At 48.9% G+C, this 18,405-nt stretch carries 7 protein-coding genes; all 7 read left to right on the top strand.

What is annotated here, in order from left to right; translation table 11 throughout:
* The first annotated feature begins 41 nt into the window (after positions 1–41).
* The gene (locus tag EJQ19_RS06130; protein ID WP_126140300.1) at positions 42–1,004 is read left to right on the top strand and encodes an ABC transporter permease; all 963 of its coding nucleotides are present in this window, start codon (positions 42–44) and stop codon (positions 1,002–1,004) included.
* Positions 1,005–1,017: 13 nt separating this feature from the next.
* Positions 1,018–1,890, top strand: a complete 873-nt coding sequence (locus tag EJQ19_RS06125) for a carbohydrate ABC transporter permease (protein ID WP_126140299.1) — start codon at positions 1,018–1,020, stop codon at positions 1,888–1,890.
* A gap of 49 nt (positions 1,891–1,939) precedes the next feature.
* Entirely contained in the window at positions 1,940–3,502 is a 1,563-nt protein-coding gene (locus EJQ19_RS06120) for a type 2 periplasmic-binding domain-containing protein (RefSeq protein ID WP_241242752.1), read from the top strand.
* Positions 3,503–3,583: 81 nt separating this feature from the next.
* The gene (locus EJQ19_RS06115; protein WP_126140298.1) at positions 3,584–5,383 is read left to right on the top strand and encodes a glycoside hydrolase family 20 zincin-like fold domain-containing protein; all 1,800 of its coding nucleotides are present in this window, start codon (positions 3,584–3,586) and stop codon (positions 5,381–5,383) included.
* Positions 5,384–5,633: 250 nt separating this feature from the next.
* Entirely contained in the window at positions 5,634–9,077 is a 3,444-nt protein-coding gene (locus EJQ19_RS32155; protein WP_206438372.1) for a CBM96 family carbohydrate-binding protein, read from the top strand.
* Between the two features lie 570 nt (positions 9,078–9,647).
* Complete coding sequence (locus EJQ19_RS06100) at positions 9,648–11,567, top strand: family 43 glycosylhydrolase (RefSeq protein ID WP_164716350.1); 1,920 nt, start codon at positions 9,648–9,650, stop codon at positions 11,565–11,567.
* A gap of 305 nt (positions 11,568–11,872) precedes the next feature.
* The gene (locus EJQ19_RS06095; RefSeq protein ID WP_126140296.1) at positions 11,873–18,391 is read left to right on the top strand and encodes an S-layer homology domain-containing protein; all 6,519 of its coding nucleotides are present in this window, start codon (positions 11,873–11,875) and stop codon (positions 18,389–18,391) included.
* Positions 18,392–18,405: the final 14 nt, after the last annotated feature.

The raw sequence follows: 18,405 nt of genomic DNA, 5'->3' as shown, positions 1-18,405 counted from the left end.
GTGAAATCTATCAATAATATCAACAACAAGGGGAAATGCGAATGGTTCAAACAAATGCAATTCTACGAACCGAGGAGAAATCGACATCCGCGTCGAGAGCACTTCGGTTCAAGCGACTATGGCACATCAACAAGTACCTATGGCTGCTCTTTCTGCCTTGCCTTCTCTATTATCTAGTTTTCCGATATGCGCCTATGTTTGGGCTCGTCATTACATTTAAGGATTACAATCTGTTCAAAGGTGTTTGGGCCAGCGATTGGGTAGGACTCAAATATTACAGGATGTTCCTGCAAAATCCGGACTTTTGGCCTCTGTTGAAGAATACGTTCCTTCTCGGCTTCTATAATCTGGTGTTCGGCTTCCCGGCTCCGATTATACTTGCGCTGCTGCTTAATGAAGTGAGGAGGAAGGCTGTCAAATGGTTTGTGCAGACAGTCAGCTATTTGCCTCACTTCATTTCTAACGTCATCGTCGCCAGCATGGTCATCATGTTCCTATCGCCGACGGGCGGGTTGGTCAACAATATTCTGCAAAGTCTCGGGTTCGATCCGATTAATTTCATGAACAAACCAGAGATGTTTAGAGGTATTTACGTGATTTCGGAGATCTGGCAACATATCGGTTGGGAGACGATCATTTACTTGGCGGCGTTGACGGCCGTAGACCCCCAGCTTTATGAAGCGGCTAACATTGACGGAGCGAACAGAATGCGCAGGATTTGGCACGTCACGATTCCCGGCATTTCCCCTGCTATCGTCATCACGCTTATTCTCAATATTGGCAATGTGCTGGAGATCGGCTTTGAAAAAGTTTATTTGATGCAAAACCCGGCGATATACGATACGGCGGACATTATCAGCACTTACGTCTATCGGATTGGGCTCGTGCAAGGCAATTTTAGTTACGGATCTGCAATCGGGCTCTTCATGGGTGTAATTAGCTTAATCTTCATTTACAGCGCAAACTGGCTCAGCCGACGAGTTAGCGAGACCAGTCTATGGTGAAAGGAGTCGTTCAATGACCAAATCGTCCAAGCTATCACTGTTCCCAGTCGTCAGCGCCGCCATCCTTACGTTAGTCGTCGTCGCTACGCTGTATCCGTTCGTGCATATGCTCGCGGTCTCGTTCAGCGCTGATACCTACGTCATGATGAATGAGATTACTATATGGCCGAAAGGCTTCAACGTCCACATGTATGATCTCGTGCTTGGCGACTCGAAAATATGGACGGCGTTCCGAAACTCGATCGTGTATACCGCGTTCGGAACCGCCATCTCGCTTGCAGTAACTTCGATGGGAGCGTATGCGCTCTCACGTAGCCAAATGGCGTTGCGAAAATCGTTTACGATGCTTATCGTGTTCACCATGTTTTTTGGCGGCGGGATGATCCCTACATTCCTGGTCGTCCAGTCACTCGGGCTGGTAGATACGATCTGGGGCATAGTCCTACCCGGCGCGGTCAGTACCTGGAATCTGATTCTGATGCGCACGTTCTTCACTGGCATTCCAAAGGAGATGGAGGAGTCTGGACGAATGGATGGGCTAAATGACATTGGCATTTATTTCCGTATCATTGTCCCCTTGTCAAAAGCTTCATTCGCCACCATCGCCCTTTTCTATACCGTGGGCTTATGGAATAACTTCATGCTTCCGCTTTTGTACTTGCGTACCCAAGATCTATTTCCGCTGCAGGTTCTGCTGCGAAATCTCATTCTGGCCGGCACCGCGAGTTCGGGAGACGTAACCCAGATTGGAGGTGATAACCTGATCGTTGAGGAATCATTAAAGTACGCCACTATCATGGTATCGACGATCCCGATTCTTATCTTATATCCGTTTGTGCAGAAATATTTCGTCCAGGGGGCGATGATCGGGGCCGTAAAGGGTTAAAACCGATCGCGTTACAAAACAATTAAAACTGAAGGAGCTGAGAGATTCGATGAAAATGATTAAAAAGCCAGTTACTCTTTTGACAATAACCGCTATGACGGCGGCTTTGCTCTCCGCATGCAGCGGGAACGCTCCCAAGGAGAGCCCAACAACCTCTCCCTCCGTTACCAATGCGGCACCGTCCGCACTTCCAGACGTGAAGCTTACGGCGCTGTTCGACAACAACCCGACGTTCCCGTATTCGAAGGACTGGCCAATCTGGAAATGGATCAAGGAGAAGACGGGCGTGACACTCGAAGTTCAAACCCCTTCCGGCAAGCTGGGAGATACTTTGAACCTGACCATTGCCTCCCGTACAATGCCGGATTTGATGTACATGCCTAGCCGTGAGAGTTCAAACAAGTTTGGCCAGCAGGGGGCGCTCGTTGATATTTTGAAATATATCGACGACATGCCGAATCTGAAGGCTTGGATCGGGAAATATCCGGAGGAGGCGAAAGCTGCTTTATCGTCAGACGGGAAAATGTACATGTTCCCGAACCAAGGTTTTGGCGAGACGAACCGAACGGTTTGGATGTACCGGAAAGACGTGTTCGACAAAGAAGGCCTTAAAGTTCCGGCGAACTACGATGAGCTGTATGCCACACTCAAAACGCTGAAAGCTAAATATCCTGACTCTTATCCGCTAACGATCCGCTACGGGGAAAACCAAGACGAGAGCACTGCAAATATGGCGGTGGATTTCGAAACGGGAGACAGCACTTACTATGATTTTAACAAGAAGGAATGGCGTTACGGACCGACGGAGGACAACTATAAAACGATGATTTCGACGTGGAAAAAGTTCTATGCCGAAGGGTTAATCCCGCCGGATTTCCTCTCACTTCAGACGAAGCAATGGCAGGACATGCTGTCCACAGACAAATCTTTCATTACGATCGATTATATCAGCCGCATCGACTTTTTTAATACGGCCATGCAGAAGCAAAATCCCAAGTATAATATGCAGTTCATGGCGCCACCGGCCGGCATCGCGGGCGGCAAGCAGCAGAACCCGTATCTCCACTTTCTTCAGAGCGGCCTAACGGTGTCTTCCGAATCCAAACACATCAAAGATGTCATGAAGTACATGGATTTCTTCTATTCGAATGAAGGCCGCACGCTTGTCAGCTGGGGGAAAGAAGGCGAGACGTATGTCAAAGAAGGCGACACACTCAAGTTCAAGCCGGAATACAAGGACATCATAGAGACGCGCAAAGCGACAGGTTTGAAGACGAGCGGCACGTATACGTGGGTCGACTTCAATTCAGATGTGTCTCTGTCCTCCGACAACTTGAAATATGCGTTCCGGGAAGCGGCGAAGTACGATCCGCCAGCGATGCAGCCGCATCCGGCCCTTACGGAAGCTGAAACCCAATTTGTTGCGTTAACCGGGTCAGCGATTCTCAAACATCGGGACGAGAGTTTTGCCAAATTTGTGACCGGCACGAGAAGCTTGAATGAATGGGATCAATACGTGAGTGAAATGAACAAGCTTGGCGTCGTCAAGCTGCTCGAGACGAACAAAAACGCTTATGAGCGCGTTCAGAGCATCAAACTGAACGTCAAGTAATAAGGCAAATCATGATCGGGCGTTATCTTCCCAAGGCAGGAGGATAGCGCCCGAATTATTAATTAGAGGAGGAAGCACAGCATGTATCCCACGATACCCCAAGTAAAACATTTCGACTTAACCAACGGTTCAACCGTGTTTAAGCTTAATGATCATCCAAAGGTGACGCTGCGTTCGGAGCGGGACGATCCGCGACTGGAGCGGCATTGCCGCAGAGCATACCCTGGAATGGATTTCCGCAGAGAGATCGGAGGGACGGGTTATGCTCTGCACATCTCTTCCAAGGATAGCCTTGTTGTCGAATTGACGGATGAAGAACTAACAGCGTTAGCCGGCCACAAGGAAGGTTATCTGCTTACCGTTCAAGGAAGCGAAACTAGCATTCGGGCAATGGATGCGGCCGGCCTGTTCTACGGCATGCAGACGCTGCTTCAATTAATGGATCAGAACGCTGATCTCCCGGACTTAACGATTATCGATTATCCGGATACGGCGTGTCGCTGCATGAATTATGATCTTCGCCAGACCCATTCGACACCGGAGAAACTGGTCTCGTATCTCGCGGATTTCGCCCGCTATAAGGTGAACGCGGTGCTCATAGAATATGAGGACAAGTTTCCTTTCGCCGCATATCCTGAATTCGTCCATCCGAAGCACGCACTAAGCGAAGAACAGTTCAAGGAGCTGCAGCGGATGGCGCACGAGTACTTTATCGAGATTATTCCTTTGCAGCAATGTTTCGGTCACCTGGAATACGTCTTGAGGCTTGACGGCTACAAGCATCTCAGAGAGACAGAAAAGTCGACAGGCGAGATCTGCCCTTCAAGGCCGGAAACGTATGCGCTGATTACTACTTTGCTGGGCGAAATGATGGATCGACACCCGAATTCCCGCTACATTCATCTTGGCTGTGATGAAGTATACAGCTTGTGTGAATGCATGATCTGCCAGGAGCGCTACGACGGCGTGCGTGAACGAGCGTTCATTTCCTTCTTGAACCGACTCATAGCGTTTGCAGTTAGTCGGGGGAAGACGCCGATCTTCTGGCACGACATGCTGCACAAATGTCCAGAGGAAGAATTGAAACACCTCGATAGCCGCGGTGTGGCGATGATCTGGCTGTATAACGGACGCAACATTGAGGCGGAGACAACTGAATTATTCGAGAAGTTCAGTAGAATCGGCCTGAAGGTCATGGGTGCGCCAGCAGTTCGAAGTTTTGACGGGGCTGAGCATCAGAATTACCCGGTGATTGTGAACCGAGTGGACAATTTATTGCAATGGACGAAAGCAGCTGAGAAGCTCGGGATCGACTGCATGGTGGCGACAAACTGGACGGGACCCTTCAGCTTGGGCGTCCCCTACGGCATATTCGAAACGACGTGGTATCTCATGCTGCTGCATGCCGATTTGTCCTGGAACCGATGGAGCGATACAGGAGGGTACATGGATCGTTTCCTCTCCGTCTTCCACGGCATATCGCCGGAAGTGGCTCACGGCAAAATTGGAAGCTATCGCATTGAGGACTACTATGAAATAATCTGGCGGCTGTTGGATGAGGTGCACAAAAACAAAGAGTACGCAGAACTAATCGGCGTGATGCGCGGCTTCGAGGAAGCGACAGACCGAACGCCGGCTATTCACAAGTACGCCTATCGTTGGGAGATGTATCCGGGAGATGCCGCGGAACGGAGGTCTTTGCTTAACCAATACCAGAGGAATCGTCGTGGGCGAGAAAAGGTCCGGCCAAGGATGATGACAACGCTGGAACGATACCAGCCAGTCGACATGGCGGAGCACTATGTGAAGTCTCGGTTTTATTTGCATGACTATTTGGAACGGACGCTATATCACGAAATGGGCATGACGATGGATGATTAAAAGAGTATCCAATTTTCCATTTTTATATTCTTTTTCTTCGCTTTCCGCAAAAGTGACGATAGGATGTGTACGTGAAGATTTATTTCCCATAACAAGGAGGGCTATAATGCGGTTACCTTGACGGGCGAATATATCCCGATAGGAGGTGATATTTTATCGTGAAGATTGTTGAAGTACGCCATGCGCACAGGGTCTAGGCAAAATCATAATGATGTTGCTACACAATCGAACTAAGAGGAGCTGACCTGATTTGAAAAATATTCTGAAAAAGTACGTTGTACTGCTGACAATCGCCGTTATGTTGGAAACTTTACTCTCTGCCTTTTTCTTCAGAAGCGAAATCTCTATTGTAAACGCTTCGACATATACGCCGGTATCAGCCGACTATCTGACAGATGGCGATGCCTATATTCGAGACGGGGTGGACAATGCAAATTCAAATTTTGGAAGCGCTACATCAATCATTGTGAAGGGAGATCCTGATGAGGGATATACTCGGAAAGCGTTTATAAGCTTTAATCTAGCCGAACTTACTGAACCATCTGTAGAGTCTGCCCTCTTTAAAGTATATTGCAGTGCAGGGCCTGGAACTGCGACGGCTGTGCCGTTAAAGATATACGGACTTACTGGTGGTGATATATGGAGTGAAACAGGTATCACATGGAATCAACAGCCCAGCAGTACAGACGCAGTGGCGATTGGCACAATCAACGTAATGGCATCCGGTTGGTACACGATCGACGCCGCGAGTTATGTAAACAGCCAGCTGGGAAAAGGCCAAAAGATGACCTTCAAGATTCAAGATGAGAGTAATAGCGGCGCCACGATAACTTTTAACAGCAAAGAAAACATATCTAATAAACCAGTTTTGACAGTGAGTACGTTGAAGGATTCTGCGACCATAGATGCAAAAATCGCTCCAGAGAGCGCCAATTTTGATGTAGCTTCACCTAGTGATGTAAGTTTCAATATCGTATGGAATAAAGCGAGCGCTGTCACTGGCGTCGTATACGCCGGTAACTCGGTAACAACGCCGGATGGGTACGTCATTACAGGAAGCGCCTTGACGATCAAGAGCAGCTATCTGGCTGCGCTTGGACTTGCAAATGGTAGCAAGGCGGAATTTACAATCAATTTTGATAACGGAAGCCCCGTAAAATTCACAGTCAATATTATTGACGGCGCCGCACCGGTCAGTCACAGCATCAAAGTCAAATCTGGGGGGCTAGGCGGTGCAAGCGCAAATGTTAATTCTGCATTAAGGGGCACCCCAATTAAATTAACAACCACACCTATGGCGGGAGCCAACTTCAAGGAATGGAAAGTTATCAGTCCAGCAGGATTGGCCATAAATGGAAACACATTCATCATGCCGGATGAGACGGTGACCATAGAGGCCATATTTGAAGGAACACCTGTTGTCAATCCACCTCTTACCAAGGTGTTAGGCGGGTATTGGACTTACTGGACGCCATCTGCGATCCGTGTAAGAGATATTGATCCTGGTTACAATTTAATCTATCTGTTCCATGCACAACCGGTTGGCGGTGCGCCAGGCACAACAGGAGCTGTATATTGGACAACTCCTGGTAATGGCAGAGGGGCGGCCGACAACTTGATCGAGGATATCAGGTATGCTCGAACTGTTCAGGGGCGAAAGGCAATATTGACAGTTGGCGGAGCACATGCTGGCATCACTTTCGATAACCGCGAGAGATCGCAGAACTTTATAGACAGCATTGTTAATATTTACGATCAATTGGGCGGTTTCGACGGAATCGATTGGAATAACTACGAGGGTTCTACTTCAGCAAGTACGGATGAGATGATCTGGATTAGCCTGGAGCTCAAGAGAATGTTCCCTGGCTTTATGATTACAACGCCTCCTGCCCCGTGGAGAGCGGCCGATCTGGTATTCTGCACAGCGATGGTACAGGCAGGGGCTTTGGATTATGCCGCGCCACAGTACTACGATGGCCCGGGGCTGGATGATCCGGCATTTGTTATAAGCAATCTCGACAAGTGGGTAACTGCGCTTGGAGCGGAGCATGTTTCAGTTGGATTCGGAGTAAGCGATGCAGCTAATTACATGACGGTGGGTGAAGTTGTAACGACATGGAACCAGCTCAAGGTGAAATACCCAGCACTCCGCGGCGCCTTTGACTGGGAGATCCGAACGGATGAAAGCAGAGGATGGGAATTTGCGCATGAGCTCAAACCGATTTTGTCATCCAGTCACAACATAACAGTCGAAACCGAAGGCCAAGGCGCAGCAAGTTCCGATGTTGCTTCCGCGGTATATGGCGATGTAGTTAAATTAATGGCAAAGCCTGAGGCGAGCTATATCTTCAAACAGTGGAAGGTTATCAGTCCAACAGGACTAGCCATTACTGGAAATACCTTCACCATGCCCAATGAGGCTGTGACTGTAAAGGCTGTATTTGAGGAAAAACCTGGTTCCACAAGCAGCAGCGGAAGCAGCAGTTCTTCCATACCACCTGCAAAAGACTATAGTGCAATCATCAAAGTAAAGGATGCATCGGGAAATAGTACAAAAGATACTAATCTGAGTGTAACAATTGATGCAAAAACTGGGACCGCCGTGTTCGACACGGCTCCAATCGATAACCTAACATCGAATGGCAGAACTTCTATTATCACAGTACCATCCATACCGGACGTTATTACCTATACGATGGGCATTCCAATTTCATACCTATCAACGGCGGATAAGCAAGGCGCTCTGACGGTTAATACCGTTAATGGTAGCATTACTGTTCCATCAAATATGCTGTCGGGCACAAAAGGAACAGTCGGTACAAAAGTTGAAATTTCGATAAGCCAGGATGACAAATCCTTACTGCCCGAGGCTGCAAAAACAGTCATTGGTGAAAGGCCGCTAATCAAGCTCTCCATGTCCATAGATGGTAAGCAATTAGAGTGGAACAACCCGGACGCACCTGTGACGGTATCTATACCCTACTCGCCAACAGCAGCAGAACTTGTAAATTCTGAAGGAATCATCATTTGGTACATTGATGGAAATGGTAAGAGCATAGCGATACCAAACGGGCACTATGACCCTTCTGCCGGCACTGTGACCTTCACCACCACTCATTTCAGTTACTACGCTGTGGGTTATAATAAGGTTAGCTTTGCAGATGTAGCGGCAACTGCATGGTATAACAAGGCAGTGGGCTTTGTTGGAGCGAGAAGTATTACTACAGGCACGGGCAACGGCAATTTCAGTCCCAATGCAAAGCTGACCCGCGGTGATTTCCTTGTAATGCTGATGAGAGCTTATCAAATAGTCCCGGATGACAACCAGCTGAATAACTTCATAGATGCAGGCAGCTCCTATTATGCCGGCTATCTGGCTGCGGCGAAAAGGTTGGGAATAGCCGAGGGAACTGGAAACAATAGGTATGATCCCACTAGGGAGATCACCCGACAAGAAATGTTTACTTTGCTGTATAATGCTTTAAAAGTCTCTGACGAGTTGCCGCAGAGCAATTCAGGCAAAAGACTTTCAAGCTTCAGCGATGCGGAGCATATCGCATCCTGGGCTAAGGGATCCATGACATTTTTAGTTGAAGCTGGAATTATTGGGGGGAGTGCCGAGCAGCTAACGCCGGCAAGCACTGCCACCAGAGCGGAAATCGCACAGGTACTTTATAATCTGCTATCAAGGTAAAACGATATACGAGGGGGGTCCCAAAGGCTATTGTGTTGCCAGGAGGATCCCTCCTCTTTAAATGACGGGGAAATCAAGGAAAAAGTGTGAAACAGGAATGCGTGAAATGGGGGAGTTAGGAAAAAAATCTACGTTACCATAAGCGTTACGCTGAATGTCAAAACTTATTTGTCTCCTAACAGCTCTTTTGTCATTTGTGCATTTGGTTTCTTTGTCATCTCCTCAAATTTAATTTTTTACAAAAAGTAATTTAAAAAATTACATTTTTTATAAAAATTATGAGCGTATAATACTTTACATGAGATCTCTGTTTTGAATTACCGACAGGGACTCCTTCCGGAGCACATTTGTGCTGAGCGGAGACCACATCGCCGTAGAGAAAGAGTTCAAAGAACAATGGGTCCTAGCATCCAAAGCAACTAGGCAACTGTGGCAAATACAGTTTCTGGGAGGAGGTAAATATGTAACGGTTAATTTTATTAGGCGAAAAATAATTCAATTTCGATTAATTTGTAAGCGTTTTCTTTTACTGAGAAGAGTAAGCTGTCAGTGATAAAAGGAGGTTATATGATGGGGAAAATTAAAAAATCAAATTATGTATTGTTTTGCTTTTCGATTATATTTGGCTTGATCGTATCGTTACCGGGACTAGCTAATGCTGCTCCGATTCACAATGGTCCACAATTTGCGGATGGTTATTACGCTGATCCTGATGTACAAAATTTTAATGGGACCTATTGGGTGTATCCGACTCGTTCGACTCAAGTTGGTGAATCTGGCACTGGCGCCAAATCGGTGGACATCTTCTCTTCAACGGACATGGTCAATTGGACCAAATATTCGAATGTCATCAGTTCGGCCAATGTATCTTGGATTCAACATTCATTGTGGGCACCAAGCGGGGCTTATCGCGATGGGAAATACTACATCTATTTTGCTGCTAACGCCATCAATGGCGATGGGCAACTAGGCGGAATCGGTGTTGCGGTCGCTGATAATCCACAAGGTCCTTATACCGATGCGATTGGCGCCCCCCTTATCAATGTTGTAAGAAATGGCGCAGGTCCAATGGATCAGGATGTATTTATTGATGACGACGGTCAGGCGTATATGTATTATGGCAGCTGGGGCGAGTGTAATGTTGTAAAGCTTAACGCTGACATGAAGTCTCTGGGAACATGGTCGGATGGAACCGTCTATAAGAAAGTTACTCCCACTAAAACTGGCGTTAATGATTATTTTGAAGCGCCAAAAGTGTTTAAGCGAAACGGGATTTACTATTTGACTTATGCTGCAGGCGTTTGGGCAGATTCCTCTTATAAGGTCATGTATGCAACGTCCACCTCTGTAACAGGACCATTTGTACCGCAAGGAATCATGCTGCATACCGATACAACAACAGCTGATGGACCTGGTCATAACGGCATTATTCAATCACCTACAACAAATGATTGGTACATTTTTTACCATAAGCGTTACCTGAGCAGTTCACAACGCGTACTGGCATTTGATAAATTTGAATTTAATCCTGATAATTCGATTAAACCCGTCGAAATGGCCTTAGAAGATAATTTTGATGACAGTAATGATACAGGATGGACCCAATATGGCGGTACATGGACAGCATCAGGCGGTCAATATAATGTAGCATCAAATCCGGGAGCCAAAGCTCTTTTGGACAGCAATTTCTCAGATGTCATTTATGAAGCTGATGTAACACCAGGTTCGACCGGTAATGCGGGTCTAGTATTTAGGGTATCCAATCCTGGAACGGGTGCGGATGCTTACCAAGGCTACTATGCCGGACTCGATGTTCCGAATCAGCAGGTTATCATCGGGAAGGCAAACAATAACTGGACATCGCTTTCCACAGCTTCTATGAGCTTGACGGCAAATACAAAGTATCATGTTAAAATTGTCGCGCAAGATAGTGCTATTAAAGTGTATGTTGGTGATCTGACAACGCCTAAGCTTAGTGTGACGGATTCAGCCTATAAGAGTGGGACGGTAGGAGTTAGAACCTATGATTCCACTGCTAAATATGATAATATTTCCGTTCAAAGCAGCCGCTATGAAACAGAAAACTTAATGGTAAGCGCAACCTCAGGGGACAAACACGCCATGTTCGGAAATGGAAACGGTACGGATGTTAATCTGAGTAGTGGATACGGAACAGCACTAAATGCCGATGCTGTCAATGACTATGTGACATACACAGTGAATGTGCCTGAAGCGCGCAGCTATATTGTAAAGGTCGGTGTGAAAAAGGGGAACAACCGGGGACAGTTCCAGTTATCGGTTAACGGTATCAATCACGGTCCGGTTCAGGATTTATATTCATCTGCATTTAACTATGTGGAACTGAATGTGGCCACGATCACCTTCAGCTCAGCAGGCGACAAATCATTCAAGTTTAACGTTGCAGGTAAAAATGCCTCCAGTTCAGACTACGATCTGTCACTCGATTACATTAAACTAATACCAAACTAACCGGGAGCGATAGTTGAATGACAAAGGAGTAATTCGCTGCGGTTTGGATTTTATAAGAAAAGCCAGCAAACCCTTGAGTTTGCTGGCTTCTTGCACTTTAAAACAGGACGAATCATAATTAAGACTTTTCCCGGGTGGAATCGTCCTTTTCTCCGGTTTTTCCGCCTCTTGACTTCCTATATAATCTTACAAATGTAAGCACTTTCTTTATTGGACTCACCAGAAGTATTGAATATCTCCCGCCACTTACGGTTTGCCAGTAGAGGTGGGAGCTCTTGTTACACATTTAGGAGGTGAATTAGCGTATGAAAAGAAATTGGATTCGGGCTTTATGTTTGCTTCTTGCTGTTCTTCTCTTGCCATGGTACTCGTTAAGCGCTGAAGCGACTGAGGCGACCCCGCTATTTACGGACAGCTTCGCAGGTGGATTAGGCAATTGGGATTTATTTGGCAGTACAGCATGGACGATTGAAGGAAGTGGAGAAGCTGCGCAATTGAAAGGGGCGACATCGACAACATCGCCGCAGCGTGCGGTGGTCAAATCTTCCAAGCTTCCATACAGTTCTACCGATTACAACGTCGGATTTTCAGCAAAGGGAGATCGGTTCCGTGCTATATTCCGGTATTCGTCCGGCACGAATTATTACTTTTTGGAATTTAAAAATACAAAATCCGTTGAGCTGTGGAAATATCCTAACTCATCAACTAACGTTCAGGTTGGCACACCTGTAGATATCGGCTCAGCTATCTCTGGATTCAATCTGACAGATTGGCATCAATATCAAATTGAGGTTAAGGGAAGCAACTTTAAGCTTTCCATAGACGGGGTTGCGGTGACAACTTTCACTGATACATCGTTGATTGAGGGAGGAGTCGGCTTTTCTGTAAAAAGTATCGGCCCGGCTGTCAGCTTAAATGTTGACCAATTGACGGTTTCGCCAATTGTCGCCCAGCCTGCCTTTACGATCGAGCATACGCCTATGTCAGAAATTCCGTATTATGCCGATTTACCGGTTTCATTTACGCTGACGGGCTCGAGATCACCTGTATCCGCTGAAATCCATTACGGTTATGGAGACGAAGCTCTTGATCAGGCCATTCAAGCGACAGGCAGCGGAAACGGCCCGTATACGGGGACGATTGCTGGCACGAACCAGTTCAGCCACATTCGTTACTACTTGACGGCTCAGGATGGTGAAGGCCGAACGACACGCTATCCGGGGACGGGAGCCATGACGGTTTCTATCGGGGAGATTGTGCCGTATGTGAATGATTTTGAAGGTGAAACGGTGAATGCGGCGCCTGCCGGTTGGAAAGTGGGCGGCAACACCAGGGTCATACAGTTGCCTGACGGCAACAAGGTATTCAACCTGAATGGTTCGGGCAGTGCCAAGCTGAACTTGCCGATGTATCAAAATGCGGACAATTTTGTCGTCAAGTTTAAAGCCAAATATGAGCGGACGAGCACGGCAGTCCAAAATACATGGCGTTTTCGCTACCGTGCGACGGATGATGCCAACAATAATGCATTAGAGTGGGCGACGCATAACTCCAAGTATTTCCTCATGCGCAAAACGACGCTCGGCGGTAACTATTACATTGCCAACTATGTAAAGTCGCTGCTGGATGAATGGCACGACTACGAGCTGCGCATCAGCGGAATTACGCACAAGTTGTTCATTGACGGTGTGGAGATCGCTAGCGGAGATGATTCCGATCCCCTAGCGCTGAAAAAAGGATATTTTCAGTGGAATGTGGTCGGCGGTATCAATCTCTTGATTGATAACTTGGACATCGAACCGATTCAGTCCCCCTATGTCATTGATCTGCAGCCGTCCGGCAATTACGCAGGTATCTATACGCAAGCGGAGCCGCCGGGGTTCAAGCTGGCACTGGAAGCTGGTGCGGAAGCGCATGCAATTCAAATTGATTACACGGTACGTCGAGCGGATGGCAACCAAGCGGTCGTTGCTTCCGGCACGAAGACGTACAATTTGGACAAATACGCAAAGACAACCGACACAGAGGCGTTCACGCCAAATATCCGCGATATCGGAACTTACGAAGTATCGGCACAATTTAAGGTGGATGGCATCACACAGCCTTCCAAGTCGAAAAAAATGAGGCTTGTGGTCGTGAATAAGGCTGCGCCGGTGCAAACGCCCGACCTGGACAATGAGAGCAAGTTCGGTCTGAACACGCACTATGCGCTCAACTGGAACGACGATATTATCGATGGTGCTCGCAAGTTAGGTGCGCGCTCTCATCGTTCAGGCATTACGTGGGACGATGTTGATAAACATGCACAGAACGCATCGGGGAACCCCGTGTACGACTACAGCAGAGTTGACCAGCAGTTGGATAAACTCTTTTCCTACGGGTTCAACCAGATTACCGTGCTCGGCATCGATAGAAATGCTTATTATCAGGAAGGAACCGTCAATACAACCTCTTCACTGAAGGCATTGGGCGACTTCGTTGCGAACACCGTAAACCGGTATAAGGGCCGAATCCGGCAATGGGAAATGCCGAACGAACCGGAGATATTCTCCAAACCTTATGTACCCAGTGAGTTCGTTCAATTGCAAAAAGTGGCTTATCTGAATATGAAGAAGGCTGATCCAGACGCGATGCTGCTTGCAGGGGATCATACCTCTAGCGTGCGCAGCGTATTGCCGAAAGAACTGGAAGCCGGTTCATTTGATTATGCCGACGCGTACTCCTATCATCCGTACGTGTACAATTCGATGCCTGACGGCAATTTACAGGCGATGATGGATGGCGTTAAAGATCTTGTTAACGCTTACGGCGGATGGAAAGATTACTACTTAACTGAGGGCGGCTGGCCGACGGCCAAAGCGGGCTATCCGTCGGTATCGGAAGAGACGCAGCGGGACTACATCGTGCGTGCATTCCTGAACTACATGGTCACCGATCAAGTGAAAGCTTACGAGTATTACAATTACAAAAACGACGGCACGGATGACAGGTACTACGATATTTTCTGGGGGATCACAGACAATGACGGCAGGCCGAAGCTGGCTTACGCCGCCGTTAATCAGCTGATGACGACACTGGATCAGGCCAAGTATATCGGAACGTGGGATACGTCAGATCCCGATGTCGCCGTTCAAGTATTTTTGAATGATGGCGTACCGGTTGTGGTTGCCTGGAAAAAGGTGGATCACAAAGACAATCCGGCCGTCAAGCCACCGGTTAGCACGATTACGCTTCCATTCAGCCCAGCCGGCGCGAGCGTCAAGAATATTAACGGCGTCAATGAGCCCGTTCAATCTGCCGCCAATGGCGATGTGCAGCTTACGGTATCTGGCTCGCCAATATATATAACAGGCGCTTCCGCCGATTTTGTCTTCAAGTCCGCAGTGAAGCTGCTGAGCAGCAAGCGGCAGCAAGCGGAGGGCAAGCTGATCTTGGCGCAGAAGTCGGGCGGCGGCGCTGTGATTGCGGCCGATTTGGCGGAGCTGAATCGCATTCAGACGCAGCTTGCGTCTGCGATGGCCAGCGGCAGCCAGGCTGCGGGAGTCGAGCAGGGCATCAAGGATATTTACGCTTTGATGGCACAAATTGCCGGTCAGATCAAGGACGGCTCCTTGGAGCAGGCTCCCGGTTATGTAGCGCTTGAGGCACTGTACAATATGGCGGAAAGCACATCTGTCGCATTGGTTTACGCTCTCCATGGCCTAGGCTCGAACCATCTGGATTACGCGTCCGCCGTGCAGGCGACGACAACGGCATTCAATGCCAAGAAAGGCGATTATAGTGTGATGCCGATCTCGACGGCGGCAGTGCTGCGACTGAACCGATACGGCAGGTTGGCGGAAGCTGCACAGAGCCGGGGCAGTTACGCAGAAAGCTATGCGTACAATGTGCTGGCGCGCGAGTTCACGAATGCGGCAACGGCGATCATCGATTCCGAAGGGGCAAAATTCATCGGCGTGCTGGCCAACGTTGTGCCGACGCAAGCTAACGGCGAAGCAGGCTACGCGAATACGCTGACGTTATCTCTTGTGAACAATACGGATGCTCCCCAAGAGGTGACGGTGCAGTTGAAAGTACCGGACGGCTGGGAAGCGTCACAATCGGCTCCGGCGTCATCCGTGCTGACCATTCCGGCACAAAGCTCGCTGGACACCCCATATTCTGTGCTCGTGCCGGAGAATACGCTCAAGGGACGCTATGATGTTCGTTTTGATATTTTGCATCATGGAGCGCCGTTCGACGTGAAGAATGTACAGTTGACGGTGGAGGACGGTCTGGATGTAAAATTGCTTCCCGCGAAGATGACGATCGAACAACTGGATGTGCTGTCCGTGCAGCTGACGGGAACATCGTCTTTCGCCAAGACGGGAAAAGTGACAATCAAAGGACCAGACGGTGTCTTTTTAGAACCAGTTACGACTGACACGTTCAGCAATTTGCAAAAGGGCAGCGTTGCGAGAATGGACTTCCAGTGGAATTATCATCAACCGGTTCCGTTCAATGAATATACGGTAGATATGCAAATCGAAGAGACGTCACGGAATAAAGTGATTTACCACGACCCGGCGCTACCGCTCGAATTCAACCTCATTCAGGAAGCTGGCGTCATTACAATTGACGGTGACTTAAGCGATTGGCAAGATGCGTTCCCGTTTCATCTGCGCAGCAAGTCGCAGCATTCAAGCGGTTATCGCGATCCCGCTAATCTCGAAGCGACGGCGTACGCCAAGTGGGCTCCAGACGGCATGTACGTCGCGGTTTCGGTGCAAGACGACATTCACAAGCAGTCTGAGAATGCTGCCAACATGTGGAAGAACGACTCTGTTCAAGTCAGCCTTGACCCGCTAAATAATCGGGAGGCTCCTTACGGTGCAGATGATACGGAATGGGGCTTTGCGCTGACGGATGACGGCAGGCCGCTCGTTAACATTTTCAACTCGTCGCAGCCGAACCCGAACGGCGACATCAGCGGACAGACGCCATTCCAGGCCATTCGGGACGAAGCCGCTCATCGAACAATTTACGAATTGAAAATTCCGGCATCCTATGTCAAAGACTTGAAGCCGCAACTCGGCGGAAAGATCGGCTTTAACGTGGCTGTCAATGATGCCGACCTTCAGAACGGCCGAGACGATTTTATCCAGTGGACCCAAGGGACGGCCGATTCGAAAAACACAGCGCTGTATGACGCATTCGCATTCATTCACTACACGCCGCCAACACCGGTCGAGCCAACGGTTGACATGGCAGCTCCAGTTTGGCCAGCTGATGCGCGTGTGACCGCAGCAGATGTGGGGACGGATCGCGTGTCGCTGAGCTGGACGACTGCACAAGACGATACGGCGGTGACGGGGTATCAGATTATTTACGGCGAGCACGTGTCGGCGAGCGTTTCCGGTGCTGTTTACACCAGCGTCAGCGGGGCGGTCTATGGCATGGCGGACGGCATCGTAACCGGCAGCGTCTACAACAGTGTGTATACGGCGGCTTCAAGCCAGCTCATTACGGGTCTGACGCCGAATACGCCGTATACCTTCATCGTCCATGCCCGTGACGCCGCCGGTAATTGGAGCGAGCGCGGACTTTACACAGCGCTCCTTACGAAAGCTGTGGAATCCGGTTGCAGCAACTGCGGCGGTTCGGCGCCATCTTCGCCATCCATAGCACCGGTTGAGCAGACGCCAGTCGGTACAGCGGAACGGCGGGTCGTCAGCGTGCAGGAGCTTGCCGGTCTGACGGCAGGCAAGAAGATCATTGCACTGGATCCGACGAAGACAGAGGTTATTTTGCCAATTAACGCGTCCTCGCTGTTGAATGGTGAGGATCTGCGCATCGACTCGGCTGCAGCGGGTGTCTCAGCGGTGATCCCGGCAGCTAATCTGGAGCAATTAGGCAAGCTGTTGAGCGAGCAGGAGAAAAGCGGCGGATATATCGTATTCAGGGTCCAGTCGGAAACTGGAAGCGAACGCGAGTTGGCACAAGCAAGTTCTTCGCGTCAAGGGCTGCAGCTTCAGGGCGCAAGCTTCCGCTTCGAGTTGAAGGTGGGCAGCGGCGAACGAAGCGTAAAGCCATCGGCTTTTGCGGAGCCGGTACTGATCGAGCTCCCAATTAATGAAAATGGCGTAGACATTGAGCTGCTGGGCATCTATTACGATAATGAACAAAGCGGTAACTGGGACTATATCGGCGGTGAAACTGACCGAGGGAAACAAGGGAAGATCACTGCCGCAGTCAGTCATTTTAGCCGCTATGCGGTGATGACTTTCGACAAGACGTATTCCGATGTCGGACCTGATCATTGGGCTTATCAGGCGCTCCATGTACTAACGGCTAAGCATATTGTTCAAGGCCAGACCGAGAGCCTGTATGCGCCGGACGCTCCAACAACTCGTGCAGAATTTGCCGTGCTGCTCGTTCGGTTGCTCGGTTTGCAAGATGCGACGCAAGATAAGCTTCCTTTCAAGGACGTTCCGGAGAATGCATGGTACAAGAAGGAGCTGCAAATCGCGTACCACTCGGGTTTGATACAAGGCGTATCAGGGGATAGCTTTGCTCCTGACAGCCTCATTACCCGTGAGGAAATGGCTGTGTTGATGGTCAGAGCTTATTCATACCGGTATGGCGCCCCGACTTCACACAGTGACTTGCTGGTCGGATATGCAGATGGCGATAATGCTGCAGAGTGGGCTAGGAACGGTATTAATCAAGCCATTGAGCTAGGTTTGATGACAGGGCAGGCGGATCGCCAATTTGGTCCACGTATCGAAGCGAATCGGGCTGAAACGGCACAAGTGATTTACAACTACCTTTTCAAACAGCGATAAACAAATAACCTGGA

Source organism: Paenibacillus whitsoniae, from assembly GCF_003955665.1.
GTDB classification, from domain to species: Bacteria; Bacillota; Bacilli; order Paenibacillales; family NBRC-103111; genus Paenibacillus_E; species Paenibacillus_E whitsoniae.
This window is presented reverse-complemented; position numbering and strand designations above follow the sequence as displayed.